At 58.9% G+C, this 26,831-nt stretch carries 22 protein-coding genes and 1 pseudogene; 14 read left to right on the top strand and 9 right to left on the bottom strand.

Going from position 1 to position 26,831, the window contains the following annotated elements; genetic code table 11:
* Positions 1-228 precede the first annotated feature (228 nt).
* The 9 genes from H3L91_RS06880 to H3L91_RS06840 all read left to right on the top strand — a co-directional run bounded on the left by H3L91_RS06880 (position 229) and on the right by H3L91_RS06840 (position 10,822).
* Entirely contained in the window at positions 229-3,939 is a 3,711-nt protein-coding gene (locus H3L91_RS06880) for a nitrate reductase subunit alpha (protein WP_007342923.1), read from the top strand.
* Between the two features lie 95 nt (positions 3,940-4,034).
* Complete coding sequence (locus tag H3L91_RS06875) at positions 4,035-4,391, top strand: cupin domain-containing protein (protein WP_007342922.1); 357 nt, start codon at positions 4,035-4,037, stop codon at positions 4,389-4,391.
* Positions 4,392-4,464: 73 nt separating this feature from the next.
* Complete coding sequence (gene narH / locus H3L91_RS06870; RefSeq protein ID WP_007342921.1) at positions 4,465-6,036, top strand: nitrate reductase subunit beta; 1,572 nt, start codon at positions 4,465-4,467, stop codon at positions 6,034-6,036.
* Complete coding sequence (gene narJ, locus H3L91_RS06865) at positions 6,036-6,686, top strand: nitrate reductase molybdenum cofactor assembly chaperone (protein ID WP_007342920.1); 651 nt, start codon at positions 6,036-6,038, stop codon at positions 6,684-6,686. Before narH ends, narJ begins: the two co-directional genes overlap by 1 nt.
* 22 nt (positions 6,687-6,708) lie before the next feature.
* On the top strand, positions 6,709-7,413 hold the full coding sequence (gene narI / locus H3L91_RS06860; RefSeq protein ID WP_007342919.1) for a respiratory nitrate reductase subunit gamma: 705 nt from the start codon (positions 6,709-6,711) through the stop codon (positions 7,411-7,413).
* 382 nt (positions 7,414-7,795) lie between these two features.
* Positions 7,796-8,560 carry a molybdate ABC transporter substrate-binding protein gene (gene modA / locus H3L91_RS06855; RefSeq protein WP_007342918.1) on the top strand — a complete coding sequence of 255 codons (765 nt, stop codon included), beginning with the start codon at positions 7,796-7,798 and terminating at the stop codon, positions 8,558-8,560.
* Between the two features lie 133 nt (positions 8,561-8,693).
* Complete coding sequence (locus H3L91_RS06850; RefSeq protein ID WP_007342917.1) at positions 8,694-9,311, top strand: DJ-1/PfpI family protein; 618 nt, start codon at positions 8,694-8,696, stop codon at positions 9,309-9,311.
* A gap of 154 nt (positions 9,312-9,465) precedes the next feature.
* Complete coding sequence (modB, locus tag H3L91_RS06845) at positions 9,466-10,143, top strand: molybdate ABC transporter permease subunit (protein ID WP_007342916.1); 678 nt, start codon at positions 9,466-9,468, stop codon at positions 10,141-10,143.
* A complete protein-coding gene (locus tag H3L91_RS06840; protein WP_007342915.1) occupies positions 10,136-10,822 on the top strand; it encodes a sulfate/molybdate ABC transporter ATP-binding protein in 687 nt (228 codons plus the stop codon). Before modB ends, H3L91_RS06840 begins: the two co-directional genes overlap by 8 nt.
* Positions 10,823-10,985: 163 nt before the next feature.
* On the opposite strand, the gene H3L91_RS06835 is transcribed toward H3L91_RS06840, so the two are convergent.
* The 9 genes from H3L91_RS06835 to H3L91_RS06795 form a co-directional block, all read right to left on the bottom strand.
* Positions 10,986-11,414, bottom strand: coding sequence for a TOBE domain-containing protein (locus tag H3L91_RS06835; RefSeq protein ID WP_007342913.1), 429 nt, complete (start codon positions 11,412-11,414; stop codon positions 10,986-10,988).
* A gap of 383 nt (positions 11,415-11,797) precedes the next feature.
* Entirely contained in the window at positions 11,798-12,550 is a 753-nt protein-coding gene (gene mobA / locus H3L91_RS06830; protein ID WP_007342911.1) for a molybdenum cofactor guanylyltransferase, read from the bottom strand.
* A gap of 467 nt (positions 12,551-13,017) precedes the next feature.
* Entirely contained in the window at positions 13,018-13,539 is a 522-nt protein-coding gene (moaB, locus tag H3L91_RS06825; RefSeq protein ID WP_007342909.1) for a molybdenum cofactor biosynthesis protein B, read from the bottom strand.
* Positions 13,540-13,541: 2 nt separating this feature from the next.
* Complete coding sequence (moaA, locus tag H3L91_RS06820) at positions 13,542-14,528, bottom strand: GTP 3',8-cyclase MoaA (protein ID WP_040658919.1); 987 nt, start codon at positions 14,526-14,528, stop codon at positions 13,542-13,544.
* A 665-nt stretch (positions 14,529-15,193) separates the two neighbouring features.
* A complete protein-coding gene (locus tag H3L91_RS06815; RefSeq protein ID WP_007342906.1) occupies positions 15,194-16,423 on the bottom strand; it encodes a molybdopterin molybdotransferase MoeA in 1,230 nt (409 codons plus the stop codon).
* Between the two features lie 398 nt (positions 16,424-16,821).
* Positions 16,822-18,195 (bottom strand): NarK family nitrate/nitrite MFS transporter, encoded by a 1,374-nt coding sequence (locus tag H3L91_RS06810; protein WP_040658917.1) that lies wholly within the window; start codon positions 18,193-18,195, stop codon positions 16,822-16,824.
* Between the two features lie 393 nt (positions 18,196-18,588).
* Complete coding sequence (locus H3L91_RS06805) at positions 18,589-19,836, bottom strand: MFS transporter (RefSeq protein WP_040658915.1); 1,248 nt, start codon at positions 19,834-19,836, stop codon at positions 18,589-18,591.
* Between the two features lie 365 nt (positions 19,837-20,201).
* The gene (locus H3L91_RS06800) at positions 20,202-20,795 is read right to left on the bottom strand and encodes a hypothetical protein (protein ID WP_007342902.1); all 594 of its coding nucleotides are present in this window, start codon (positions 20,793-20,795) and stop codon (positions 20,202-20,204) included.
* A 93-nt stretch (positions 20,796-20,888) separates the two neighbouring features.
* Positions 20,889-21,557, bottom strand: a complete 669-nt coding sequence (locus H3L91_RS06795) for an NAD(P)H-dependent oxidoreductase (RefSeq protein WP_007342901.1) — start codon at positions 21,555-21,557, stop codon at positions 20,889-20,891.
* 233 nt (positions 21,558-21,790) lie between these two features.
* Between H3L91_RS06795 and moaC the strand changes: the two genes are divergently transcribed.
* The 5 genes and pseudogenes from moaC (at position 21,791) to znuD (ending at position 26,679) form a co-directional block, all read left to right on the top strand.
* Positions 21,791-22,264, top strand: coding sequence for a cyclic pyranopterin monophosphate synthase MoaC (gene moaC, locus H3L91_RS06790; RefSeq protein ID WP_007342899.1), 474 nt, complete (start codon positions 21,791-21,793; stop codon positions 22,262-22,264).
* A complete protein-coding gene (gene moaD, locus H3L91_RS06785; protein WP_007342898.1) occupies positions 22,248-22,502 on the top strand; it encodes a molybdopterin converting factor subunit 1 in 255 nt (84 codons plus the stop codon). Before moaC ends, moaD begins: the two co-directional genes overlap by 17 nt.
* 1 nt (position 22,503) lies before the next feature.
* Positions 22,504-22,938, top strand: coding sequence for a molybdenum cofactor biosynthesis protein MoaE (locus tag H3L91_RS06780; RefSeq protein WP_007342897.1), 435 nt, complete (start codon positions 22,504-22,506; stop codon positions 22,936-22,938).
* 214 nt (positions 22,939-23,152) lie between these two features.
* Positions 23,153-24,159, top strand: a pseudogene (locus H3L91_RS06775) (IS5 family transposase).
* A gap of 231 nt (positions 24,160-24,390) precedes the next feature.
* Positions 24,391-26,679, top strand: coding sequence for a TonB-dependent zinc receptor ZnuD (gene znuD / locus H3L91_RS06770; RefSeq protein ID WP_007342895.1), 2,289 nt, complete (start codon positions 24,391-24,393; stop codon positions 26,677-26,679).
* The last annotated feature ends 152 nt before the right edge of the window (positions 26,680-26,831 follow it).

Genomic DNA, 26,831 nt, shown 5'->3' with positions numbered 1-26,831 from the left:
GTCAAAACTTTTCAGACGGCCTCAATCATCCCTTGCACCTACTCCCAAAGAACTATCCCGCCCTACCCCCTCTGCCCTACTTCCGCCCTACCCCGCCGCCTCTTTCGGCGCATTTTCTTTGTTTTCTCTTTCCCTTACCATTGCGCGCCATAACGGATACCGCGTTTTCAGGCTGCCTGAAAGCGCGGCAGACAAAACCGAATCCGCATAACCAACAGGAATACACCAATGAGCCTTTTCTTAGACCGCCTGACCTTTTTCAAGCGCAAGCGCGAGCCTTTTTCCGACGGCCACGGCATTTTGATTGAGGAAGACCGCACGTGGGAGAACGCCTACCGCAGCCGCTGGGCGCACGACCGCATCGCCCGCTCCACCCACGGCGTGAACTGTACCGGTTCGTGTTCGTGGAAGATTTACGTCAAAAACGGTATCATCACCTGGGAAACCCAGCAGACCGACTATCCGCGCACCCGCCCCGACCTGCCCAACCACGAGCCCCGGGGCTGTCCGCGCGGCGCGTCTTACAGCTGGTATGTGTATTCGGCGCAGCGCATCAAATATCCGATGATGCGCGGCGCGCTGGCCGAACTGTGGCGCGAGGCGCGCAAAACCAAAGACCCGATCGAGGCGTGGACGTGGATTGTGGAAGACCCCGAGCGTTCCAAGTCCTACAAATCGCAGCGCGGTTTGGGCGGCTTTGTGCGCTCCAACTGGGACGAAGCCTATGAAATGGTGGCGGCGGCCAACTGCTACACCATCAAAAAATACGGTCCCGACCGCATTATCGGCTTCTCGCCGATTCCGGCGATGTCGATGATCAGCTATGCCTCGGGCGCACGCTATCTCGGCCTGATCGGCGGCGTGCCGCTGTCGTTTTACGACTGGTACTGCGACCTGCCGCCCGCCAGCCCGCAGACTTGGGGCGAGCAGACCGACGTGGCCGAGTCGGCCGACTGGTACAACTCCAACTATCTCTTGGTATGGGGCTCGAACCTGCCGATGACGCGCACGCCCGACGCGCACTTTTATACCGAAGTGCGCTACAAAGGCACGAAAACCGTGGCGGTGTCGTCCGACTTCGGCGAAATGGCGAAGTTCAGCGACATCTGGCTGGCACCGCGCCAGGGCACGGATGCCGCGCTTTCGATGGCGATGGGGCATGTGATTTTGCAGGAGTTCCACATCAACAAGCCTTCGGACTATTTCCAAGACTACTGCCGCCGCCTCACTGACATGCCGGTGCTGGTGCGCCTGCAACGCGACGGCGAGCACTACAAACCCGAATACACCCTGCGCGCTTCGCAGCTTGACAACAATTTCGGCGAAGAGAAAAACCCCGATTGGAAAGTGCTGGTGTGGGACGAAACGTCCGACACGCTGGCCGTGCCCAACGGCTGCATCGGCTTCCGCTGGGACGGCAGCAAAAAATGGAATCTCGAAACCAAAGCGCAGGGGCGCGACAACGTGCACGCCGCGCTGAGCCTGAAAGAGCGTTCAGACGACATCGTGCGCGTGGGTTTCGACTACTTCGGCGGCGAATACGACGAAGACAAGGTGTACCGCAAAGTGCCGGTCAAACACGTGAGATTGGCCGACGGCAGCATTGCACCGGTGGCCACCGTGTTCGACCTCTTGGTGGCGCAATACGGCGTGAACAACGGCCTGGACGACGAAGCCGCCGCCCGCGACTATTTCGACGACAAGCCCTACACCCCGAAATGGCAGGAAAAACACACCGGCGTGCCTGCCGAGCGTGTGATTCAGGTGGCCCGCGAGTTCGGCCAGAACGCGCACGACACCAAAGGCCGCAGCATGGTCATCGTCGGCGCGGGCATCAACCACTGGTACTACCTCGACATGAACTACCGGGGCATCATCAACATGCTGATGATGTGCGGCACTGTCGGCAAATCCGGCGGCGGCTGGTGCCACTACGTCGGCCAGGAAAAACTGCGTCCGCAGTCCGGCTGGACACCGCTCACTTTCGGCCTCGACTGGCACCGCCCCGCCCGCCAGATGGCCGGCACTTCCTTCTTCTACAACCACACCGGCCAATACCGCCACGAAACCGTGTCTGCCGACGAACTCCTGTCGCCCGACGCTTCAGACGACATGCGCCGCCTGACCATGATCGACTACAACGCCAAAGCCGAACGCATGGGCTGGACACCCTCCGCCCCGCAGTTGGAAACCAACCCGCTGGACGTTGCCGACGCGGCCGAAGCCGCCGGCATGGCACCTGCCGACTATGTGGTGAAATCCCTCAAAGAAGGCAGCCTGAACATGTCGTGCGACGACCCGGAAAACCCGAAAAACTGGCCGCGCAACATGTTTATCTGGCGTTCCAACATTTTGGGTTCGTCCGGCAAAGGCCACGAATACTTCCTCAAATACCTGCTCGGCACGCAAAACGGCCTGATGAGCGACGAAGCCGACTGCCTCAAACCCGCCGAAGTGAAGCAACGCCCCGGCGTAGAAGGCAAACTCGACCTGTTCACGCTCTTAGACTTCCGCATGAACACCACCTGCCTCTATGCCGACGTGATTTTCCCCACCGCCACTTGGTACGAGAAAAACGACCTCAACACCTCGGACATGCACCCCTTCATCCACCCCTTTACCGAAGCCGTGCAACCCCTGTGGCAGAGCCGTTCCGACTGGGAAATCTACAAAGGTCTGGCTAAAAAATTCAGCGAGCTGGCCAAAGACTATCTGGGCGTGCGCAAAGACATCGTGCTCACCCCGCTGATGCACGACAGCCCGCAGGAACTCGGCCAGCCCTTCGACCCGAAAGACTGGAAACTGGGCGAATGCGAGCCTATTCCCGGCAAAACCATGCCCGCGATGACCGTTATCGAGCGCGACTACGGCGCCGTGTATGAAAAATACACCTCCATCGGCCCCCTGCTGGAAAAAGTCAACAACAACGGCAAAGGCATGGCCTGGGACACCAAGCACGAAGTCGAATACCTGCGCAAACTCAACGGCGTGCGCAGCGAAGGCGCGGGCAAAGGCCAGCCCAAGCTCGAAACCGCCATCGATGCGGCCGAGATGATTCTGACCCTCGCCCCCGAAACCAACGGCCACGTTTCCAAAAAAGCATGGCAGGCGCTGGGCAACATCACTGGCCGCGACCATACCCATCTGATTAACGCCAGCGAACACACCCATATCGCCTTCCGCGACATCGTCGCCCAGCCGCGCAAAATCGTAACCTCGCCGATCTGGTCGGGCGTGGAAAGCGAAACCGTGTGCTACACCGCCGGTTACACCAACGTGCACGAGCTGATTCCGTGGCGCACCCTGACCGGCCGCCAGCAGTTTTACCAAGACCACAAATGGATGCGCGACTTCGGCGCGGGCTTCTGCGTGTACCGCCCCGCCGTGGACACCAAAACCACCAAAAAACTGCTCGGCATGCGCCCCAACGGCAACCCCGAAATCACGCTCAACTTCCTCACCCCGCACCAGAAATGGGGCATCCACAGTACCTATTCGGAAAACCTGCGCATGCTCACGCTTTCGCGCGGCGGCCCGCACGTGTGGGTGTCGGAAACCGACGCGAAAAAAGCCGGACTGGTCGATAACGACTGGGTGGAAGTATTCAACACCAACGGTGCGATTGCCTGCCGCGTGATTGTCAGCCAGCGCATTCCCGAAACCATGATCCTGATGTACCACGCGCAGGAAAAACTGGTGCACACCCCCGCAGCGGAAACCACCAAAAAACGCGGCGGCATCCACAATTCGGTAACCAAAGCCGTACTGAACCCCACGCACATGATCGGCGGCTACGCCCAGCTTGCGTACAGCTTCAACTATTACGGCACCGTCGGCTCCAACCGCGACGAGTGGGTGATCGTGCGCAAAATGCGCGACATCGACTGGATGGACGAACCGGCCGCCGAAGGCGAAAAAGTCGAGCTGCACAGCATCTAGCCGTTCGGACGGACTTTTCAGGCTGCCTTTCAGACGGCCTGTACCAAGCAGCCTGAAAGGCCGTCTGAAAAACACAAACCGCAAAGGAAACCACCATGCAGACCCCGCAAATCATCCGTTTTGCCGACTACCTCAAAGACGGCGGCACCGAATCCGTGCGCACCGTGCTGCACCGCGACAGCCACGACAACATGGTGCTGTGGCAGATACCGCCCGGTACCAGCCTGCCCGCCCACCGCCATCCGCACGGCGTGGACATCTGGATCGTGCTGCAAGGCGAAGCCGAGCTGCTCGACGACGAAAACAGCGGCCGCACCATCCGCGCGGGCGAAAGCGTCATCGTCGGCCTGCACCAGATACACGGCGCGCGCAACCGGCCGGATGCCAAAGAGGACTGCATCCTCGTTTCCGTTATCAGCCCCCGCGCAGGCTTTGAAGCCGCGCCGCAGTAACACACCAAACCTTTTCAGACGGCCTTAAAGGCAGCCTGAAAACACAGAACACAAAACCACAAGGAACACCCATATGAAAATCAGAGCGCAAGTCGGCATGGTACTCAACCTCGACAAATGTATCGGCTGCCACACCTGCTCCGTTACCTGCAAAAACGTTTGGACAAGCCGCGACGGTGTGGAATACGCCTGGTTCAACAACGTTGAAACCAAGCCCGGCATCGGCTTCCCGAAAAACTGGGAAGACCAGGAAAAATGGAACGGCGGCTGGGTGCGCAAACCCAACGGCAAACTCGTGCCCAAGCAGGGCGGCCGTCTGAAAATCCTGTCCAACATCTTCTCCAACCCCAACCTGCCGCAAATCGACGACTACTACGAGCCGTTTACCTACGACTACGAGCATCTGCAAAACGCCCCCAAAATGAAAACCCCGCCCACCGCGCGGCCGATTTCCGTGCTCACCGGCAAAAAAATGGACAAAATCGAATGGGGTCCCAACTGGGAAGACGACTTGGCCGGCGAATTTGAAAAACGCGCCAAAGACACCTTGTTTGAAGGCATCCAGAAAGAAATGATGGGCGCGTTCGAGCAGACCTTCATGATGTACCTGCCGCGCCTGTGCGAACACTGCCTCAACCCCACCTGCGTCGCCTCCTGCCCCTCCGGCAGCATCTACAAACGCGAAGACGACGGCATCGTCCTGATCGACCAGGACAAATGCCGTGGCTGGCGCATGTGCATTTCAGGCTGCCCCTACAAAAAAATCTACTACAACTGGGTAAGCGGTAAAGCCGAAAAATGTATTTTCTGCTACCCGCGCATCGAAGCGGGCGAACCGACCGTCTGCTCCGAAACCTGCGTCGGCCGCATCCGCTATCTGGGCGTGCTGCTGTATGACGCAGACCGCATCGAAGAAGCCGCCAGCGTTGAAAACCCGCAAGACCTGTACGAAGCCCAGCTCGGCATCTTCCTCAACCCGCACGACCCCGAAATCGAACGCGAAGCCCTCAAACAAGGCATCAGCCAAAGTTGGATAGACGCAGCCAAACGCTCGCCCGTCTATAAAATGGCGATGGACTGGAAAATCGCCTTCCCGCTGCACCCCGAATACCGCACCCTGCCGATGGTGTGGTACATCCCGCCGCTCTCGCCCATCCAGTCCGCCATCGAAAACGGCTTTGTCGGCGAAAACGGCATCATCCCCAGCGTGGACGAAATGCGTATCCCGCTGCGCTATCTGGCCAACCTCTTGACCGCAGGCAAAGTCGAACCCATCAAAGAAGCCTTGGAGCGCATGATCGCCATGCGCCGCTTCAAACGCGGCCAGATAGTCGAAGGCGAAACGCTGGAACAAACGCTCGACGGCACCGGCCTCACCCCCGAAATGGTCGAAGACATGTACCAGATTCTCGCCATCGCCAACTACGAAGACCGCTTTGTCATCCCCGCCTCGCACAAAGAAATGGTGGAAAACAGCTTTGAAGACAAAGCAAGCTGCGGATTCAGCTTCGGCAACGGCTGCTCCGGCGACAACGGCGACGGCCTCACCCAGGAAAACCTGTTCGGCAAACGCAAAGCCACGCCGATTATCTTTGTGGACCGGCGCAAAGACCTCCAGAAAAACCGCGAAGAAGGAGTACGCTGATGGCCGCCAACCCCATGGTGTACAAATGGCTCTCCGCCCTGATGTGCTACCCCGAACAAGACCTGCTCGACGCACTGCCCGAATTTCAGACGGCCTTAGACCAATGGACGGAACTCGCCCCCAAACGCCAAGAGCTGCAACAACTGCTCGACCACCTCCGCAGCCAAAGCCTGCGCCGGTTGCAGGAAGACTATGTGCTGGTGTTCGACCGCACCCGCCAGCACGCGCTCTACATCTTCGAGCACGTGTACGGCGAAGACCGCGACCGGGGCAGCGCAATGGTCGATCTGCTCGAAGAATACCGCCGCCACGGCTTCGAGCTCGGCGACGAAGAACTGCCCGACTACCTGCCCGCGCTGCTGGAATTTTTCGCCCACATCCCTGCCGAAGAAGCGGAAAAACTCTTGGGCGACGCCGTGCACGTCATCCACCACATCGGCAAAAACCTCGCCGCCTACGGCTCGCCCTACGCCGCACTGCTGCAAGCCGCCGTGTCGCTCAGCCCCGTCGAGCCGCAGCCCCTCGTCGAGCCGCCCGTGCGCGACATGGACGAAGCCATGGAAACCTTCGGCCCCGACCCGCAGGGCATCGAACCGCTGCTCAAACCCGGCATCCAAACCGTACAGTTCTACCCCGGCGGCCGCCCCTGAGGCAGCCTGAAAAGGAAAAATCATGAACGAACTCAACACATTCCACCAGTTTTTCTTCGGCATCTACCCCTATATCTGCCTGGCCGTATTCTTTCTCGGCAGCCTGTTCCGCTTCGACCGCGAGCAGTACACATGGAAAAGCGATTCCAGCGAACTGCTCTATCGTGGGCAGTTGCGCGTCGGTAGCGTCCTGTTCCACGTCGGCGTACTCGCCGTCTTCGGCGGCCACCTGTTCGGCCTGCTCACCCCCCTGTGGTTCTGGGACGCCATCGGCGTCAGCCACGGCGCAAAACAGGTTTTCGCCATGACCATGGGCGGCATCTTCGGCCTCACTGCCCTGGTCGGTCTGATTATCCTGATCAACCGCCGCTTCAAGGTCGACCGCATCAGCATCAACAGCACCTGGCGCGACAAACTCGTCCTTATCTGGCTGCTGCTCACCCTGCTGCTCGGCCTCTCCACCATCTTCGTCAGCATGGGGCATCTGGACGGCCACGAAATGGTCAAACTCATGCAGTGGGCGCAGCACATCGTTACCTTCCGCGGCGGCGCGGCAGGCTATATCGAAGATGCCAACATCCTGTTCAAACTGCACATCTTTATGGGCATGACCTTCTTCTTTATCTTCCCCTTCACCCGCATGGTGCACGTATGGAGCGGCTTTGCCAGCGCGTTCTACCTCATCCGCCCCTGGCAGCTCGTACGCCGCCGCAACGGCACCCGCTGATCGGCAAGCACAGGCATCCTGAAAATCGCATTCGGCGCAACCCCTCTTTCGGATTAGTCCGAACACACGGTTTCCAGCACCGACCGCAAACCGCAAAATCGCGCCCGTGAGGAAGCCTGAAACCGTAAAACCCGCCAAACGGCCGTCCTGCAACCCGCAAGACGGCCGTTTTCCCTTGCCCGCCGCCGTCTGAAAACCGATGCAGGGTGGGTCTTGACCCACCATGGCCGAATCCGTCTGAAACGGTGGGTCAAGCCCCACCCTGCAACGCAGTAGAGGCCGTCTGAAAACCCGTGCAGCGTGTGTAGCACCGCCACACACGCCGCCCCTGTTTTCAGGCTGCCTTATCCGTCCGTCATCCGCAACCAAAGGAAAACCAAACATGAACATCCGCAACACTACCCTGATCGCCGCACTCGCCCTGGCCGCCGCCCCCGCGTTGGCCGACGATCTCACCGTCTCCGCCGCCGCCAGCCTCAAAGAAGCCTTTCAGGAAATCAACGCCGCCTACCAGAAAGCCCACCCCGGCACCGCCGTCAAGCTGAACACCGCCGCCTCCGGCGTCCTGCTGCAACAACTCTCCCAGGGCGCGCCCGTCGACGTCCTCGCCACCGCCGACCAGGCCACCATGGACAAAGCCCAAGAGCAGAACCTCATCGACAAAGCCGCCCGCCGCACCTTCGTCCTCAACAACTTGGTTGTCGTCCAACCCAAAGACAGCCGCCTCAAAATCAAAACCCTCAACGACCTGAAAGCCGCCACCGTCAACCGCATCGCCGTCGGCAACCCCGACAGCGTACCCGCAGGCCGCTACACCAAAGGCGCGCTGGAAAAAGCCGGCCTCTACACCACCCTGCAACCCAAAATCGTCTCCACCCAAAACGTCCGCCAGGCACTCGACTACGTATCGCGCGGCGAAACCGAAGCCGGCTTCGTTTACCGCACCGACGCCGTACTGGCCAAAGACAAAGTCAACATCTCCTTCGCCGTACCGCTGGAAACCCCCGTTTCCTACGCCATCGCCCCCACCGCCGCGCCCAAAAACAAAGAGGCCAAAAGCTACGTCGATTTCGTCCTCTCCCCCAAAGGCCAGGCCATCCTGAAAAAATACGGCTTCAGCTCCGCCAAAGGCTTCAAAGCCAAATAAACCGCAGGCAGCCTGAAAAAAAACAAAAGCAGCCTGAAAACGGGTTTGTCCGTTTTCAGGCTGCTTTTCAGACGGCCTCAAAGGCAGCCTGAAACCCGCCTAGCCCAACGGACACCATCAAGAAAGGCAACATATGGATTCTGTAAAAATTTACTGCCTCGTTTACCACAACTACACCGCGCTTGATTTAATCGGTCCGGCGGATTTTCTCGGGCGCATTCCCAATGCCGCGCTGCATTATGTGTCGCCAAACGGCGGCAGGATACGCAGCGGTGCGGGCTTTGTGATGGAAACCGAAGCCTGCCCGCCATTGCCCGCAGGCTCGGTTTTGCTTGTCCCCGGCGGCATGGGCACGCGCACGCTGGTGTCCGACAACACGTTTTTGCAAATGCTCGCCGCGCGTGTGCGCGAAGCAAAATGGTGTCTGTCGGTCTGCACAGGCTCAGCGTTGCTGGCGGCGGCGGGTTGTTTGGACGAACGCTCGGCAACGTCCAACAAAAAAGCCTTTGGCTGGGCAAGCAGCTTTGGCAGCGGCGTGGATTGGAAAAAATCGGCACGCTGGGTGGCGGACGGAAAATTCTACACATCATCGGGCGTGGCGGCGGGTATGGACATGGCTTTGGGTTTCATCGCCGACCAATACGGCGAAAACTTGGCGCAACAGATTGCCAACGATACGGAATACGCCCGCCAGACGGATTCAGCGCAAGATGATTTCGCCAAACTGTACGGCTTGGATATGCAGCCGTAGCGCGTAGGTCGGGCATTGATGCCCGACAAACACCGGCAACAAAAAACGTCGGGCATCAATGCCCGACCTACTCCGCAAACGAAGCAAGCAGTTTTCAGACGGCCTCAAAGCATCCTGAAACGCCCACCAACCCAAGCAACCCGAACCCGAAAAAATGTCCGAATTCCAAGAAGCCCTTCCCGCCCTGATGCTGTCGCTCAAAGTCGCCGGCTGGGCGACCCTGTTCAACCTCGTCCTCGGCATCGCCGTCAGCTGGCTGCTTGCCCGCAAACGCTTTATCGGCCGTAACTTCCTCGACACCGTCCTCACCCTGCCGATGGTGCTGCCCCCCACCGTTATGGGCTACTACCTGCTCGTCCTGTTCGGCCGCAACGGCACACTCGGCCAATGGCTGCAACAGCATTTCGGATTCAGCCTGATCTTCACCTGGCAGGGCGCAGTCGCCGCCGCCATGGCCGTAACCTTCCCCCTCGTCCTCAAACCCGCCCGCGCCGCCTTTGAAGAAGTCAACCCCCAGTTCGAGCAGGCCGCCCGCGTGCTCGGCCTTTCCGAAACCGCCGTCTTCTTCCGCGTAACCCTGCCGCTGGCCTGGCGCGGCATCCTCTCCGGCCTGCTGCTCACCTTCGCCCGCGCCCTCGGCGAATTCGGCGCCACCCTCATGATTGCCGGCAGCATCCCCGGCCAGACCCAAACCCTCTCCATCGCCGTTTACGAAGCCGTACAGGCCGGCAACGACCAGCTCGCCAACCGCCTCGTCTGGCTGATTTCCGCCGTCTGCATCACCGTGCTGTGGAGCGTAACCCGACTAAACGGAGACAAAAACCGTGGCTGAACAACAACCCACCTTCGATTTCACCTTTCAGACGACCCTTGCCCACGGCAGCCGCACCTTCACCCTCGATGCCGCCGTGCGCACCCCCGCCCGCCGCCTCGCCATCCTCGGCCCCTCCGGCTCCGGCAAAAGCCTCACCCTGCAACTGCTGGCCGGACTCATCCGCCCGCAGCAGGGGCGCGTCGCCATCGGCGGCGCAAACTACGGCGACACCGCGCAAAACCTCTGGCTGCCCCCCCAGCAACGCCAAGCCGGACTGCTGTTCCAAGACTACGCCCTGTTCCCCCACCTCACCGTCGCCCAAAACATCGCCTTCGGCCTGCACAAAGGACTGCGCAGCCCCGGCCGCCGCCGAGCCCGCAGCGAAGCCGCCCCCTGGCTCGAAAAAATGCAGCTTGCCGCCGTCGCCGACCACTACCCACGCCAAATCTCCGGCGGCCAACGCCAGCGCACCGCCCTTGCCCGCACCTGCGCCACCTGCCCCCGCTGGCTGCTGCTGGACGAACCCTTCTCCGCCCTCGACACCGCCCTGCGCGCCCAAATGCGCGAACACATGTCCGCCTTGCAGCGCGAACTCGGCATCCCCCTGCTGCTCATCACCCACGACCCCGAAGACGCCCAAGCCCTTGCCGACGAAACCGCACGGATTGAAAACGGAAGGCTGCGGCATGAAGCATAAGAAGGCAGCCTTAGTACCCTAAACAGCAGCTTGAAAAGCAAAAAAGGCCGTCTGAAAACCATAACACAGGTTTTCAGACGGCCTTGCACCCTGCCGAACAAGCAAGAAAAGCAGCCTGAAAAACTTTTCAGGCTGCCTTTTATGTTTTTGGGAACAGGCTGTGTTACGCCGGCACGCCCAAGATCACGCTGCCGGCTTTGAAGAGGGCGGTGGCGGTTTGGCCGACGTGCAAATCGAGGCCGTCGGAGCTTTCGATGGTGATGCCGGCAATGATGGAGACATCGTTGCCGAGGTCGATTTCCACGAGGGAATACACCGCGCCACGGCTGATGTTGCTGATGGTGCCGGTGAGGCGGTTGCGGGCGGAGAGTTTGATGTGGGCGGCGTCGGTGGCGATGATGACACTGGTGGATTTGATCAGGGCGACGACGGGTTTGCCTTCTTTGAGTTCGAGATATTCGCGGCTGTCGCAGGTGATGGTGGCGGCCAGCTCTTGCCCTCCACTGAGGGTTACGATGATTTCGTCGTTCACCGCGCCGTGTTTGATGCTTTTGACGGTGCCTACCAGTTGGTTGCGCGCGCTGGTTTTCATGGGTGATTCCTTCATAATATCTGTATCTGTCTGATTTGTTTGGTTGAAAATATTGTAAAGACTGCGTTGCCGCCGCCCCTGCCCGAAAGCGGGCGCAATCTTAGCGGGAATGGGGTTTTTTGTAAATCGGACGGGGGGATTAGGGTGTGTTGCAATGGGTTTTCAGACAGCCTGAAAGTTTTGCCAAACCTCGGACACTTTAATAAGCGGCGTCATTCCCGCGCAGGCGGGAATCTTAGTTGGCATCCAACAATGCTTGAAGAAACAAATCATTGACAAAATTCCAACAAGATTCCCGCCTGCGCGGGAATGACGCCGTATTGGCATCCGTGATTCCACAAACTCTTCATACAACAATTTGATTCACAACATATTATAGTTTTTCAGACGGCCTGCTGCGCCTGCCATGCGGCGAGGGCGGCGGTGTATTGTCCGGGGGTGTTGAAGTTGGCGTAGGGCTGCCATGCGGGGGGCATGAGGACGGGGCGGGTCGGGGTTTGGGCGATCCAGCGCATGACGCGGCGGCTGCCGCTGCCGAGGTAGGCGGCGAGGGCGTCGGCGAGGGCGGCCGGCCACCAGGCCAGCAGGGGGTAGTCGGTTTCGGGGGTGCGCAGCATCAGGATGCTGCCGGTGTCGGGCGCGCCGGCTTTTTGCAGGCGGGCGATCATGTCTTCGGGGGCGATAAGGGTGTCGCAGGTGATGAGGAACACGCCGGCCAGGTTGTGCCGCTGCGCGTGTTGCAGGGCGGCGAGGACGGCGGACAGCGGCCCTTCGCGGCCGTCGAGCGCGTCGGGCAGGCGCAGGGCGCGGGGCGGCAGCGGCAGGCGGTTGCCGCCGTCGGCCAGCCACAGGGGGCGGTCGGGGGCGGTGTGCGCAGCAAGGTGTTCGAGCAGGGTGTCGCCGCCTGCGGGCAGCAGGGCTTTGGGGCGGCCCATGCGGGTGCTGCCACCGCCGCAGAGGATGAGGAGGGGAAGGGGTTGGTCGGTGTCGGGCATGGCGGATTTTGGGATGGGTTTCAGACGGCCTTTTCGGGGTTTCAGGCTGCCTGTGAGGCCGTCTGAAAAGAAACGGCGTGCGTGGCGGAGCCACACACCCCACATCAGGTTTTCAGACGGCCTGTTTGGTTTTAACTTCATTGAAGCTGTGTTTTCAGGCTGCCTGCGGATTGTAACGGACGGCGTGCGGCTTGGCGAACCGGGTATTTGTATCGGCAGGCGCAGCTTGGGGCTGGCTTCAATTATTCCTTAAATAGGTCCTGAAACCGTTGGGTTTGGCATGCTTCGCATAGCCTTAAAGAAGGCCGTCTGAAAAAGTAGTAAAGGGTTCTCAGACGGCCTTTGAACGGCAGAAACGGCGTGCGTGGCGGAGCCACACACCCTACCTTAGGGTCGGAGGCCGTCTGAAAAGGCAGCCTGAAAGTAAAGCGGTTTGGGTCGAGACCCAATTTTTGGGCAGACTGCCATGTTGGGTTTGCAACCCAAGCTACCCTGCTTGGTCGGGCATAAATACCCGATGTTTTCTTGTTTTGTTGTCCGTTTTTTGTCGGGCATAAATGCCCGACCTACGCCGTCTGAAAACAATCAAAGCAGCCTGAAAACCTACGCTATTTGTCCCACGCATTAAACACTCGGGTGAAGCCGCAGCTGTTGATGCGGGGGTCGAGCTGGGGGGCGATGACTTTTTCCCAGGCGGTGCGGCATGCGCCGGTGGAGCCGGGGAGGCAGAAGACGAGGGTGCGGTTGGCGATGCCGGCTGTGGCGCGGGACTGGATGGTGGAGAGGCCGATTTCTTCGAGGGAGACGGCGCGGAAGATTTCGCCGAAGCCGGGGATGGGGCGGTCGAAGAGGATTTCTACGGCGTCGGGGGTGATGTCGCGGTCGAACATGCCGGTGCCGCCGGTGATGAGGAGGATTTCTACGGCGGGGTCGGCGATGGCGTCGGAGGCAGCGGCGCGGATTTGGTATTTTTCGTCGCGGCAGAGTTGGCGGCCTTCGAGGGTGTGGCCTGCGTTTTGCAGGGCGGCGGCGAGGTAGTCGCCGCTTTTGTCTTCGGCCGCGCTGCGGGTGTCGCTGGCGGTGAGGATGCGGATGTTGAGGGGGCGGAAGGGGGGCGGGGTTTGGTGCATGGTTATCCTCCGGTCATGGATAGGTTGGTAATCAGGCCGACTTTTTTGTCGTGCAGGTAGTGGTGTTCGGGTTTTTGGGCGACGGTTTCGTAAAGATAGCGGCGCAGGCCGTCTGAATCGGCGTTTTTGAGATAGTCGCGCAAATCGTAGGCGATGCCGCCAAACAGGCACAGGTGCATTTTGCCTTGGGCGGTAACGCGCAGGCGGTTGCAGCTTTTGCAGAAGTCTTGGCTGTAGGGGGCGATAAAGCCGATGCTGCCGGCAAAATCGCGGTGGAAGTATTCGCGCGCGGGGCCGGCGTGGGGCTGGCGGGGGTGGAGCTGCCAGCCTTCGCGTTGCAGGCTGCGTTCGATTTTGGCGGCGGAGAGGTGCTCTCTGTTGAAGAAGCCGAGGTTGTCTCCGGTTTGCATGAGTTCGATGAAGCGGAGGGTTACGGGGCGGGTTTTGATGTAGGCGAGGGCGTCGGGCAGGGTTTGCCCGGCGTATTGGCGCAGCAGCAGGGTGTTGATTTTGATGCCGTAAAAGCCGGAATCGAGGATGGTTTCGAGGTCGCGCAGGATGTTTTGGCACTCGTTTTTGCCGGTGATTTTTTGGAAGGTGTCGGGGTTGAAGCTGTCGATGCTGACGTTGAGTTTGTCGAGGCCGGCGGCGCGGCAGGCAGGGAAGATTTTGCCGAGGCGGTAGGCGTTGGTGGTGAGGGCGACGTTTTCGATTTGGGGGGCGGCTTTGCAGGCGGCGATGATGTCGGCCAAATCGCGGCGCAGGGTGGGTTCGCCGCCGGTTACGCGGATTTTGCGGGTGCCGCTGGCGGCGAAGGCGGTTACGAGGGTTTGGATTTCGGGGAGGGTGAGTTCGTCGGGCTTGGCTTTGCCCTGGTAGCCGTCGGGCAGGCAGTAGGTGCAGCGGTAGTTGCACAGGTCGGTTACCGAGAGGCGCAGGTAGCTGAGGCGGCGTTGGTAGGGGTCGGTGAGGGGGCGGGTGTCGGTCATGGTGCGGGGCTTTGGTGTGTGGGGTGGTTGTTTTGAGTTTTTCAGGCTGCCTTTGAGGCCGTCTGAAAAGCGGGTTGCGCTGCTTGGTAGGGTGTGTCGCTCTGCCACGCACGCGGTTTGCGGTTTTGGCTGTCGCTGCGGTTTGGATGTTCCGTATCCGCGTGCGTGGCGGAGCCACACACCCTACGGCAGCGGTTGAGGCCGTCTGAAAAGCGGGGTTTTATGCCCCCCTCTCCCGCTTGCGGGGGAAGGCTGGGGCGGCTGCGGCTTGGGCAGGGTTTGCGGCGCGGCGGCCGGGCGGTTATGCGAACCACCACCCCCTCCCCGACCCTCCCCCGCGCGGGGCGCAGGGGAGAGAGACGGATGCCCGACGTTTTTCAAATTGGCCGGCGTTGGTTTGTCGGGCATGAATGCCCGACAAACTACGCGCTATTGTCCGTCATTCCCGCGCAGGCGGGAATCTTGGTCGGGGCTTGTGCGGCGGTTTGTTTTTTCAAAAATTGTTGGATGTCAGCCAAGATTCCCGCCTGCGCGGGAATGACGGCAGTTGGAGGCTGGCGGCCTTTTCAAGCTGCCTGTGAGGCCGTCTGAAAAGCAGGTTTGCCGTTGTTATGGTGGGTCAAGACCCACCCTACATGGCGGTATTGTACTCTGCCTGCCCCGCCTTATAAAAACGCGCCGTCAAAGGGCTGCACGGTTACGGTTTGGCCTGCTTCTAGAGAGCCGCTTTCGGCGGGGAGGATGATGTAGGCGTTGGCGCGGGAGACGTGCAGGATGCGGTGGGAGTCTTGTTTGCCGCAGGGTCTGGCGTGCCATGTGCCGTCGGGCTGCCGCTCGATGATGCCGCGCTGGATGTCCATGCGGCTGTGGTTTTTGCTGACAGGTTCGCTCAATACGGCGGTAAAGCGCAGCGGCTCGGGGATGTCGGTTGCGCCGCAGAGCTGCCAGAGGGCGGCTTTGAGGAAGATGTCGAAGCCGACGAAGCCGGAAACGGGGTTGCCGGGCAGGCCGAAAAACCAGGTTTTCATCATTTGGCCGAACACGAAGGGTTTGCCGGGTTTGAGGCCGACTTTGTAGTGGTGGACGCTGCCGACGCGCTCGACGGCGGTGCGCATGAAGTCGTAGTCGCCCACGGATACGCCGCCGGTGGTGATGAGTACGTCGGCGGTGCGGATGACTTCGTCGAATACGTGCAGTACGTCTTCTAAATCGTCGCCGACTTGTTTGAAGTCGATGATTTCGACGGGCAGGCGGGCCAGGCGGGCGGCGAGCATGGCGCGGTTGCTGTCGTAGATTTGGTCGGTGCGGCCGTTGTTGGGTTCGCCGGGTTCGCACAATTCGTTGCCGCTGGAGAGGAGGGCGACGCGGATTTTGCGGCGCACGGGCACTTGGGCGAAGCCGAGGGCGGCCAGCAGCATGATGTCGGCTTCGCGCAGGATGCGGCCGGCGGTGAGTACGGTGTCGCCGGCGGCGATTTCTTCGCCTTTGCGGCGGATGTTCGCGCCTTGGGCTACGTCTTTTTCGAGGCGGATGCTGCCGTTTTCAAATTTGACGTTTTCTTGAACAATCACGGTGTTGCAGTCGGCGGGGACGACGGCGCCGGTCATAATCCGCACGCACGCTCCGTCCAAGAGGCAGCCTGAAAACGCGCCGCCGGCGACGGATTCGCCCGCCACTGCCCATTCGCTGCCTGCGGCGGCGGCCGATTGCAGGGCGTAGCCGTCCATGGCGGAGATGTCGGCGGGGGGGAGGTTGACGGGCGAGACGATGTCTTCGGCCAGCACGCGGCCGACGGCGGCCACGGCGGGGACGGTTTCGCTTTCGACGGCTAGGGGGTGGGCGGCGATTTTGTCGCGGATCAGGGCTTGCAGTTCGTGTACGGCGGTGAGTGCCATGATGGTGTTCCTTTGGGTTGTTGCGGGTTTGGGGCGCGGGGCTGGCTGCTTTTGCGGCGGTTGAGGCCGTTTGAAAACGGTTTAACCGTTTGCGTAGGGTGTGTACCGCCAGGCACGCACTCGGTAGGCAGGTTGGGCGCGTTTCTTTGTTTGGGCATCCGAAACCGCGTGCGTGGCAGAGCCACACACCCTACGGCTGGTATTTTCAGGTAGCCTGTGAGGCTGTCTGAAAACCTTGCCGCCGCGTTCCCTGCCCCGCTTGCGGGGGCGGGTCAGGGTGGGGGTTAGCAGAACCGCTTGGCGGCAAAGGTTTCTGCTGCGGCAGCCGCCCCCACCCCAGCCCTCCCGCGAGCGGGGGAGGTGGCGGGCTGCTGCGGATTTTCAGGCTGCCCTGCCCGTCAGCATTTGGCTTCGGCGTTTTTGCGCAGGTAGTACCACCAGTTGATCAGGGCGCAGACGGCGTAAAGCACGATAAACAAATAGAGGGCGGCGTTGACGCTGCCGGTCATTTCGATGGATGTGCCGTAGCTTTTGGGGATGAAGAAGCCGCCGTAGCCTGCGAAGGCGGCGGTGAAGCCGATAACGGCGGCGGCTTCGCGGATGGCGTCTTTTTCGGCTTCTTCGCGGCTGACCAGCCCTGCGTCGGCGCGTTTTTGGTGGTAGATGTTGAAAATAATGGGTATCTGCATGAAAGTCGAGCCGTTGCCCAAGCCGGCCAGTGCGAACAGCAGCATAAAGCAGGCGAAGAAGCCCCAGAAGCTGCCGCCGTTGCCGGATGCGTCGGGCAGGAAGGCGAGTACGCCGAATATGCCGAGTATCATGCCGGTGAAGACGATATTGGTGATTTTCGCGCCGCCGACTTTGTCGGAAATCCAGCCGCCGAGCGGGCGTACGGCCGCGCCGATCAGGGGACCGAGAAAGGCGTAGGCGGTGGGCATGTCGGGAAACAGGGTTTTGGTGAGCAGGGGGAAGCCTGCGGAAAAGCCGAGGAAGGAGCCGAAGGTGCCGAGGTAGAGGATGCACATCAGCCAGTTGTGTTTGCGCTTAAAGATGGCGGCCTGGTCTTTGAAGCTGGCTTTCGCGCTGGCCAGATCGTTCATGCCGAACCAGGCGGCGATGGAGGAGGCGAGGATGAAGGGTACCCAGACGAAGCCGGCGTTTTGCAGCCAGATTTGTTTGCCGCTGTCGGCCAGTATCTGCGGGTTGCCGCCGAGTGCGCCGAAGAGGCCGGCGGTGATGACGAGGGGGACGACGAACTGGACGGCGGATACGCCGAGGTTGCCCAAGCCTGCGTTCAAACCCAAAGCCGTGCCTTTTTCGGCGCGGGGGAAGAAGAAGCTGATGTTGGCCATGCTGGATGAGAAGTTGCCGCCGCCGAAGCCGCACAGCAGGGCGAGGATGATCATGGTGCTGTAACTGGTGGTGGGGTCTTGCACGGCGAAGCCGAGGCCGACGGCGGGCAGCAGCAGGCTGGCGGTGGAGATGGCCGTCCAGCGGCGGCCGCCGAAAATGGGCACCATAAAGGAATAGACGGCGCGCAGGGTGGAGCCGGAAAGGGCGGGCACGGCGGCGAGCCAGAAGAGCTGGTTTTTGGTGAACTGGAAGCCGATGTTGGGCAGGTTGAGCGTGGCGACGCTCCACACCTGCCACATGGCAAAGGCGAGAAACAGGGCGGGGATGGAAATCCACAGGTTGCGTTTGGCAGTCTTTTTGCCGGTGGTTTGCCAGAATTGGGGGTCTTCCGGCCGCCAGTCTTGGATAAGGTGGGACATGGGTTCTCCTCGGGGAGGGGTTGGAATGGGGTTGGCGGTTTTTTCAGACGGCCTGTGTTGCGTTTCAGACTGCCTTTGGTTTTCAGGTAGCCTTTGGGGTTTCAGGCTGCTTTTACCGTTTGGCTCGGGTCGTCTGAAACTAGCCTTCGTAGGGTGTGTGCCGCAAGGCACGCACGCGGTTTGGTGGTGCTGCCGCCCTTTGCTTGGGCATTTCTGCCAACTGCGTGCGTGGCAGAGCCACACACCCTACGGCTTGCTTCCCGTTGCCGTCATTCCCGCGCAGGCGGGAATCTTGTTCGGGCTGCAAGTGGCGTTGCCTGCCTTACAGGCCGTCTGAAAGCACATCAGGCAGCCTGAAAAACCGTTTTTCCGGTTTTCAGGCTGCCTTGCTGTTTACTGCCCGCGATTGGGTTTGAAAGAAAAGTGCATCCAAATCAGGGATACGCACACAGTGCCGTAGAGCAGCATAAACGCGGTGGAGCGGATGCCGGTGTAGTCCAGCAGGATGCCGAACATAATCGGCAGCAGGAAACCGCCCAAGCCGCCCGCCAAGCCTACCACGCCGGAGACCGCACCGATGTTGTCGGGATAATCGTTGGCCACGAATTTGAACACCGAAGCCTTGCCCACCGCCATCGCGATGCCGGCGGTAAACATCAGCAGCGTGAACACCACCACGTTCAGCCCGATATGGAAGCTCTGCGCCCCTTTGGTGCTGGCCACCACAAAATCAGTCTGCGGATACGACAGGATAAAGAAGCATACCCACAGTACCCACATCACATACCAAGTAACCTTGTACGCGCCGAATTTGTCGGAGAGATAACCGCCCAGAGCCCGCAGCACGCCGCCCGGCAGCGAGAAACACGCCGCCAGCAGCGCGGCCGTCTGCAAACTCATGCCGTATTCGCCGATGTAGTAGTGGGTCATCCACAGCGCAAGGCCGACATAGCCGCCGAATACTACGGAATAATACTGGCTGTAACGCAGCACGCCCGGGTCTTTCATCAGCGCGAGCTGGTCTTTGATGCTCACTTTGGAATCGGTAAGGTGCTTCGGATCGTGGTAACTGGTAAACCAGAACAAAATCGCAGTAATCAGCATAATCGCCGCATACACGTTCGGCACGATTTTCCACGCGCCCGCCGCCACCATCGCGGCCGGTGCCCATTTGATCAGCTGCGGCGCAATCAGCTTGGTAAGCGCGCTACCCGCATTGCCCGCGCCGAACACCCCCATCGCCAAACCCTGCTGCTCCTTCGGAAACCAGCGGGCAACATAGGGCGTACCGACCGAAAACGAACCGCCCGCCAGACCCATCACCAGGCCGATGGCGAGAAACTGCCAGTATTCGGTGGCAAACTGCATCAGGAAAATAAACGGCACACTCGCCAGCATCAGCACAAACAGCACGATGCGGCCGCCGAATTTGTCGGTGAGAATCCCCAGCGGCACGCGCACCAGCGAGCCCGAAAGCACGGGAATGGCAGTAAGGATGCCGAACTGCGCTTCGGTCAAACCAAGCTGTTTCTGAATCGGCACGCCGATTACCGCCAGCATCATCCAAATCATAAAGCACACGGTAAACGACACCGTGCTCGACACCAATACCGAATAACGTTTGTAATTTTCGGATTTCATTTCCGACTTCCTTTGTTTGATTAAACGGGTTTTGCGACAAATCAACCGCTTGCACAACACACCCCGCCTTACGCGGAATATGCGCCATACCAAACGGCATATTCCCATTCTATGCGCCGCCCCGCGAAAAAATCAGTTGCCCTAATGCGGAAACCACCCTACCCGAAAGAAGTAGCGCGGCTAACCCTTTTGTATCCGATTGGCACTATCGTTTGCCCGAGTCGGGGGAAAAGGCAAAAAAAGGCCGTCTGAAAACGGGACTTTTCGTTTTCAGACGGCCTCTCAAAGGGAAAAGGACGTGTGCGTTGCCGGGTGATACACCCTGCCCATGCACGCTGCGCTTGCTTGGATATAGGTGGGTTGGTTTAAGGTTTTAAGATTTCGCGCAGTTTGTTGAGGTCTTGCTTGAAGTAGCTTTGTTTTTCGCCGCTGGCTTGGTCGGTGAGTTCCAGCATATCGGGTTTGCCGTCCCACAGCAGCATACGCGCTTTGGCGGTGCTGGTTTTGCCGATTTGGGATTTGTCTTGTTGGGTGGGATCATTGTCGCGGGTGGTGGAAAAATCGGTGATGCGTTGGGTGAAGGTTTGTGTTTTTTCGTTAAATTGCCATGTGAATTGTTGTCTGATTTTCAGGCTGCTTTTGGGGTTGTTTTTTGTGAGAATCATTAAGTCTGTACCCGTGCCGTCTTGGCTCATTATCGTCATATTGAGCATTGAGCCTTCGTCTATTGTAACGCCTTGACCCCATACGCCGATAAGGTCTTCGGTTTGGATGTGTTGGGCGAGTTGCATGGGGCTGTCGTTTTGGCTATGCCGAAATTCGCTGCGCTCATTTTCAGGCTGCCTTTGGGCTTGGGTTTCTGCTTTGGTTGGCTTGGCGGCTTTGGGTGCGGCGAGGGCGGGGGCAGCGAGGGCGAGCGATGCGGTAAGCAGGGCGGTAGTTAGGATGTTGCGGGGCATAAGGTTTCTTTGTAGGTTTTGTGGATTGAGGCAGCCTGAAAACGTATCGGGCGTTTTAGCTTCACTCGTTTTCAGGCTGCCTTGGGCTGGACTTTACTCTAACCAAGTTACCACGTCTTCCATGGCTTTGCGTGCCTTGGGAGCGATGTCTTTGGCGCGGTAGCCAAAGGTTACGGCTACGGATACACCCCATTCGGCGGGGTCAAATGCGCCTGTTGCGGCGAGGGTGCGGTTCATGTCGTCGTAGTTGAAGCCTTCAATCGGGCAGCTGTCTATGCCGATAAGGGCTGCGCCTGTCATCATGTTGGCCAGGGCGATGTAGGTTTGTTTGCTGCACCAGTCAAACAGGGTGCGCTCGTTATCAAGCAGGTGGGCATCGTCGGCTTGGAAGCTGTGGTATTTGGCGAGGGTTTTGCCGATGGCTTCGGGCTCGGTGATGCCGCGCCGTTTGATGCCGTCCAGCATAAAGGGGCTGTCGTAGCGGGCGTTTTTCTTGGCAAGAATGACGACGATGTGGCTGGCGGTGTCCAGCGTGGCGGCCATGCCCCATGAGAAGGGTTTGAGCTTTTGGCGCAGCTCGGGGTTTTGCACGACGAGGAACCGCCACGGCTCGCTGCCCACGGAGCTGGGGGAGAGGCGGGCGAGTTCTAGAATGTAGTTGAAATCTTCGGCGCTGATTTTGCGGCTGGGGTCGTAGTGGCGGCAGGACTTGCGGTATTGGTAGGCGGGGAGGATTTGGGCGGGGGTGAAGAATGTGGTCATGGTGGTTTCCTTTGGGTGGGTTGAAAAGGGGGATTATAGTGATTTTTTCAGGTCGGATTTACCTTCAATAGCAAGAGAACGCCTCGGCAGCGCACGTGTCCTCCGCCGCTGCGCAGGCCGTCTGAAAACCCAGCTTCCCGCTTTTCAGACGGCCTTTTCCCGCCGCACTTGCCAGCGCGGGGCAAAGCCTGCATGATGCGCCGTTTTTTGCATTCCATCCCGAAAGGAAACCCATGTCCCTCACCCATTTGGACGACCAGGGCAAAAGCCGCATGGTCGATGTCGGCGAAAAAGCCGTAACCCGCCGTGTGGCCGTGGCGGGCGGCCGCGTTGTGTTCCCGCCCGAGGTTTACGCGCAGATTCAGGCGGCCAACGGGCAGACCGCCAAAGGCGCGGTTGCCGAAGTCGCCCGCATCGCCGGCATTATGGCCGCCAAAAACACCGCGTCGCTGATTCCGATGTGCCACCCGATGATGCTCGAACGCTGCAAACTCGAATTTGAATACGACGACGCGTCATGCAGCCTGAACATCACCGCCGAAGCCGCCGTTACCCACAAAACCGGCGTGGAAATGGAAGCCCTTACCGCCGTTACCGTGGCCGCGCTCACCGTGTACGACATGACCAAAGCCCTCAGCCACGACATCGAAATCCAAAACGTGCGCCTGCTGCACAAAACCGGAGGCAAACATGACTTTACCCGCTGAAATCCGGATTTTATATTTCGCCGCCCTGCGCGAAACGGCAGGCAAAGAGGGCGAAACCGTTGCCCTGCCTAACGGCGCAACCGCCGCATCTGTTTACGCGCAACTGGCCGCGCAATACGGTTTCACCCTGCCGCAGGAGCGGCTGCGCTGCGCGGTCAACCACCGGTTCGCCGCATGGGAAACCGCCCTGAAAGCGGGCGACATCCTGGCCTTTATCCCACCCGTTGCCGGAGGTTGAAATGTTTGAACTGACCGAATACCCCATCGATGCCGCCGCCCTGCGCGTTCGGCTGCTCGGCAACGAAAACTGCGGCGCATTCAACAGCTTCGAGGGCTGGGTGCGCCGCCAAAACGAAGGCAGCCGCGTCGAATATCTGGTGTACAGCACCTACCGCGAACTCGCGCTCAACGCGGGCAATGCCGTCATCGAGGAAGCCAAACGCCGCTTTGCCATTGCCGATGCCGTGTGCGTGCACCGCTACGGCCGCCTCGAAGTGGGCGAAATGGCCGTGTGGGTGGGCGTGGCCGCCGGACACCGCGACGCAGGCTTTGCCGCCTGCCGCTTTATTATCGATACCGTCAAAGCCCAAGTGCCGATTTGGAAAGAAGAGTTTTACACCGGCAAAAACGAGGGCGCGTGGCTGGTCAATCCCGAATCGCACGGGGCGCAGTGAGCCGCAGTTTTTGCCGAATAGGAGACAAGAGGCCGTCTGAAAAACAAATTTCAGACGGCCTCTTGTCTCTAAGGCAGGGGGTGTGGCGCAGCCACGCACGCGGTTTCGCATTCAAACGACAGACCCATCCCGTCAATCACACAGCAGGCCGAGACCTTTGCAAAATCCCCCCCAAATCCCCTAAATTCCCACCAAGACATTTAGGGGATTTCTCATGGGCACCTTCTTTCAGCAAACCGCACAAGCCATGATTGCCAAACACATCGATCGCTTCCCACTATTAAAGCTGGATCAAGTGATTGATTGGCAACCGATCGAACAGTACCTGAATCGTCAAAGAACCCGTTACCTCCGAGACCACCGCGGCCGTCCCGCCTATCCCCTGCTGTCCATGTTCAAAGCCGTCCTGCTCGGACAATGGCACAGCCTCTCCGATCCCGAACTCGAACACAGCCTCATCACCCGCATCGACTTCAACCTGTTTTGCCGTTTCGACGAACTGAGCATCCCCGATTACAGCACCTTGTGCCGCTACCGCAACCAGCGGCGCAAGACGACACCCTGTCCGAACTGCTGGAACTGATCAACCGCCAACTGGCCGAGAAAAACCTAAAAGTAGAGAAGGCATCCGCCGCCGTCATTGACGCCACCATTATTCAGACCGCCGGCAGCAAACAGCGTCAGGCCATAGAAGTCGATGAAGAAGGACAAGTCAGCGGCCAAACCACACCGAGTAAAGATAAAGATGCCCGTTGGACAAAGAAAAACGGCCTCTACAAACTCGGTTACAAACAACATACCCGCACCGATGAGGAAGGCTATATCGAGAAACTGCACATTACCCCCGCCAATACCCATGAGTGCAACCATCTGTCGCCTTTGCTGGAAGGGATAGCCGAAGGCACGACCGTCTATGCCGATAAAGGCTACGACAGTGCGGAAAACCGGCAACATCTGGAAGAGCATCGGTTGCTGGACGGCATTATGCGCAAAGCCCACCGCAACCGTCCGCTGACGGAAGCGCAAACCAAACGTAACCGATATTTGTCGAAGACCCGTTATGTGGTCGAACAAAGCTTTGGTACGCTGCACCGTAAATTCCGCTACGCCCGGGCAGCCTATTTTGGGCTGATTAAAGTGAGTGCGCAAAGCCATCTGAAGGCGATGTGTTTAAACCTGTTGAAAGCGGCTAATAGGCTAAGTGTGCCTGTTGCTGCCTAAAAGGCGGCTCGGATGCCTGATTATCAGGTATCCGGGGAGGATTAAGGGGGTATTGGGGTAGAATCAGTGGATATTTGAAACAAAAACAGCCAAAAATCTTTATTTAGGTTTCGGCTGTCGGGGAAAAAGGAATTTTGCAAAGGTCTCGGCCTTTTTTTCTCAAAAATCTTATCATATAAACAATGGAATGCTATATAATAACAGCCTTTCGAAATATGATGAGAAACTAAAATGACACAAACCACACTCAAACCCATCGTTTTATCTATTCTTTTAATCAGCACTCCCATCCTCTCCCAAGCGCATGAAACCGAGCAGTCGGTTGACTTGGAAGAGGTTACCGTCGTCGGTAAAAGCCGTCCGCGCGCCACTTCGGGTCTGTTGCACACTTTGACCGCCTCCGACAAAATCATCTCCGGCGATACCTTGCGCCAAAAAGCCGTCAACTTGGGTGATGCTTTAGACGGCGTACCGGGCATTCATGCCTCGCAATACGGCGGCGGCGCATCCGCTCCCGTTATTCGCGGTCAAACAGGCAGACGGATTAAAGTATTGAACCATCACGGCGAAACGGGCGACATGGCGGACTTCTCGCCCGACCATGCCTTGATGGTGGACAGCGCCTTGTCGCAACAAGTCGAAATCCTGCGCGGTCCGGTTACGCTTTTGTACAGCTCGGGCAATGTAGCCGGTTTGGTCGATGTTGCCGATGGAAAAATCCCCGAAAAAATGCCTGAAAACGGCGTATCGGGCGAAGCCGGATTACGTTTGAGCAGCGGCAATTTGGAAAAACTGACATCCGCAGGCATCAATATCGGCTTGGGCAACAACTTCGTGCTGCATACTGAAGGCTTGTACCGCAAATCAGGCGATTACGCTGTACCGCGCTATCAAAAAGAAGAAGGCCGTCTGAAACGACTGCCCGACAGCCATGCCGATTCAAAAACAGGCAGCATCGGCCTGTCTTGGGTTGGGGATAAAGGTTTCCTCGGCGTGGCGTACAGCGACCGTCGCGACCGCTACGGCCTGCCTGCCCACAGCCATCTCTACGACGACTGCCACGCCGACATCATCTGGCAGAAAAGTTTGATTAACAAACGCTATTTGCAGCTTTATCCGCACCTCTTGACCGAAGAAGACATCGATTACGACAATCCGGGTTTGAGCTGCGGTTTCCACGACGATGATAATGCACACACCCATGTCCACAACGGCAAACCGTGGATAGACCTGCGCAACAAACGCTACGAACTCCGCGCCGAATGGAAGCAACCGTTCCCCGGTTTTGAAGCCCTGCGCGTACACCTGAGCCGCAATGACTATCACCACGACGAAAAAGCAGGTGATGCAGTAGAAAACTTCTTCAACAATAAAACACACAACGCCCGTATCGAGTTACGCCACCAACCCATAGGCCGTCTGAAAGGCAGCTGGGGCGTACAATATTTGGGACAAAAATCCAGCGCGCTTTCCGCCATTCCCGAAACCGTCCAACAACCGATGTTGATTGACAACAATGTGCGCCATTACAGCTTTTTCGGTGTAGAACAGGCAAACTGGGACAACTTCACGCTTGAAGGCGGCGTACGCGTGGAAAAACAAAAAGCCTCCATCCAGTACGACAAAGCATTGATTGATCGAGAAAACTACTACAACCAACCCCTGCCTGACCTCGGTGCGCACCGCCAAACCGCCCGCTCGTTCGCACTTTCGGGCAACTGGTATTTCACGCCACACCACAAACTCAGCCTGACCGCCTCCCATCAGGAACGCCTGCCGTCAACGCAAGAACTGTACGCACACGGCAAACACGTTGCCACCAACACCTTTGAAGTCGGCAACAACCACCTCAACAAAGAGCGTTCCAACAATATCGAACTCGCGCTGGGCTACGAAGGCGACCGCTGGCAATACAATCTGGCACTCTACCGCAACCGTTTCGGCAACTACATTTACGCCCAAACCTTAAACGACGGACGTGGCCCCAAATCCATCGAAGACGACAGCGAAATGAAGCTCGTGCGCTACAACCAATCCGGCGCCGACTTCTACGGCGCGGAAGGCGAAATCTACTTCAAACCGACACCGCGCTACCGCATCGGCGTTTCCGGCGACTATGTACGAGGCCGTCTGAAAAACCTGCCTTCCCTACCCGGCAGAGAAGATGCTTACGGTAACCGTCCTTTCATCGCACAGGACGACCAAAACGCGCCTCGCGTTCCGGCTGCGCGCCTCGGCTTCCACCTGAAAGCCTCGCTGACCGACCGTATCGATGCCAATTTGGACTACTACCGCGTGTTCGCCCAAAACAAACTCGCCCGCTACGAAACACGCACGCCCGGACACCATATGCTCAACCTCGGCGCAAACTACCGCCGCAATACGCGCTATGGCGAGTGGAATTGGTATGTCAAAGCCGACAATCTGCTCAACCAATCCGTTTACGCCCATAGCAGCTTCCTCTCTGATACGCCGCAAATGGGCCGCAGCTTTACCGGCGGCGTGAACGTGAAGTTTTAAAATCGGACAGGCAGAGACCTTTGCAAAATTCCTTTTTCCCCGACAGCCGAAATCTAATTAAAGATTTTCGGCTGTTTTTGTTTCAAATATCCACTGATTCTACTCAAATACCCCCCCTTAATCCCCCTTGGATACCTGATTAATCAGGCATC

The organism is Neisseria bacilliformis, from assembly GCF_014055025.1.
Classification (GTDB): Bacteria; Pseudomonadota; Gammaproteobacteria; order Burkholderiales; family Neisseriaceae; genus Neisseria; species Neisseria bacilliformis.
Note: the sequence above shows the minus strand (reverse complement) of the source record. Positions and strands in the feature narration are given on the sequence as shown.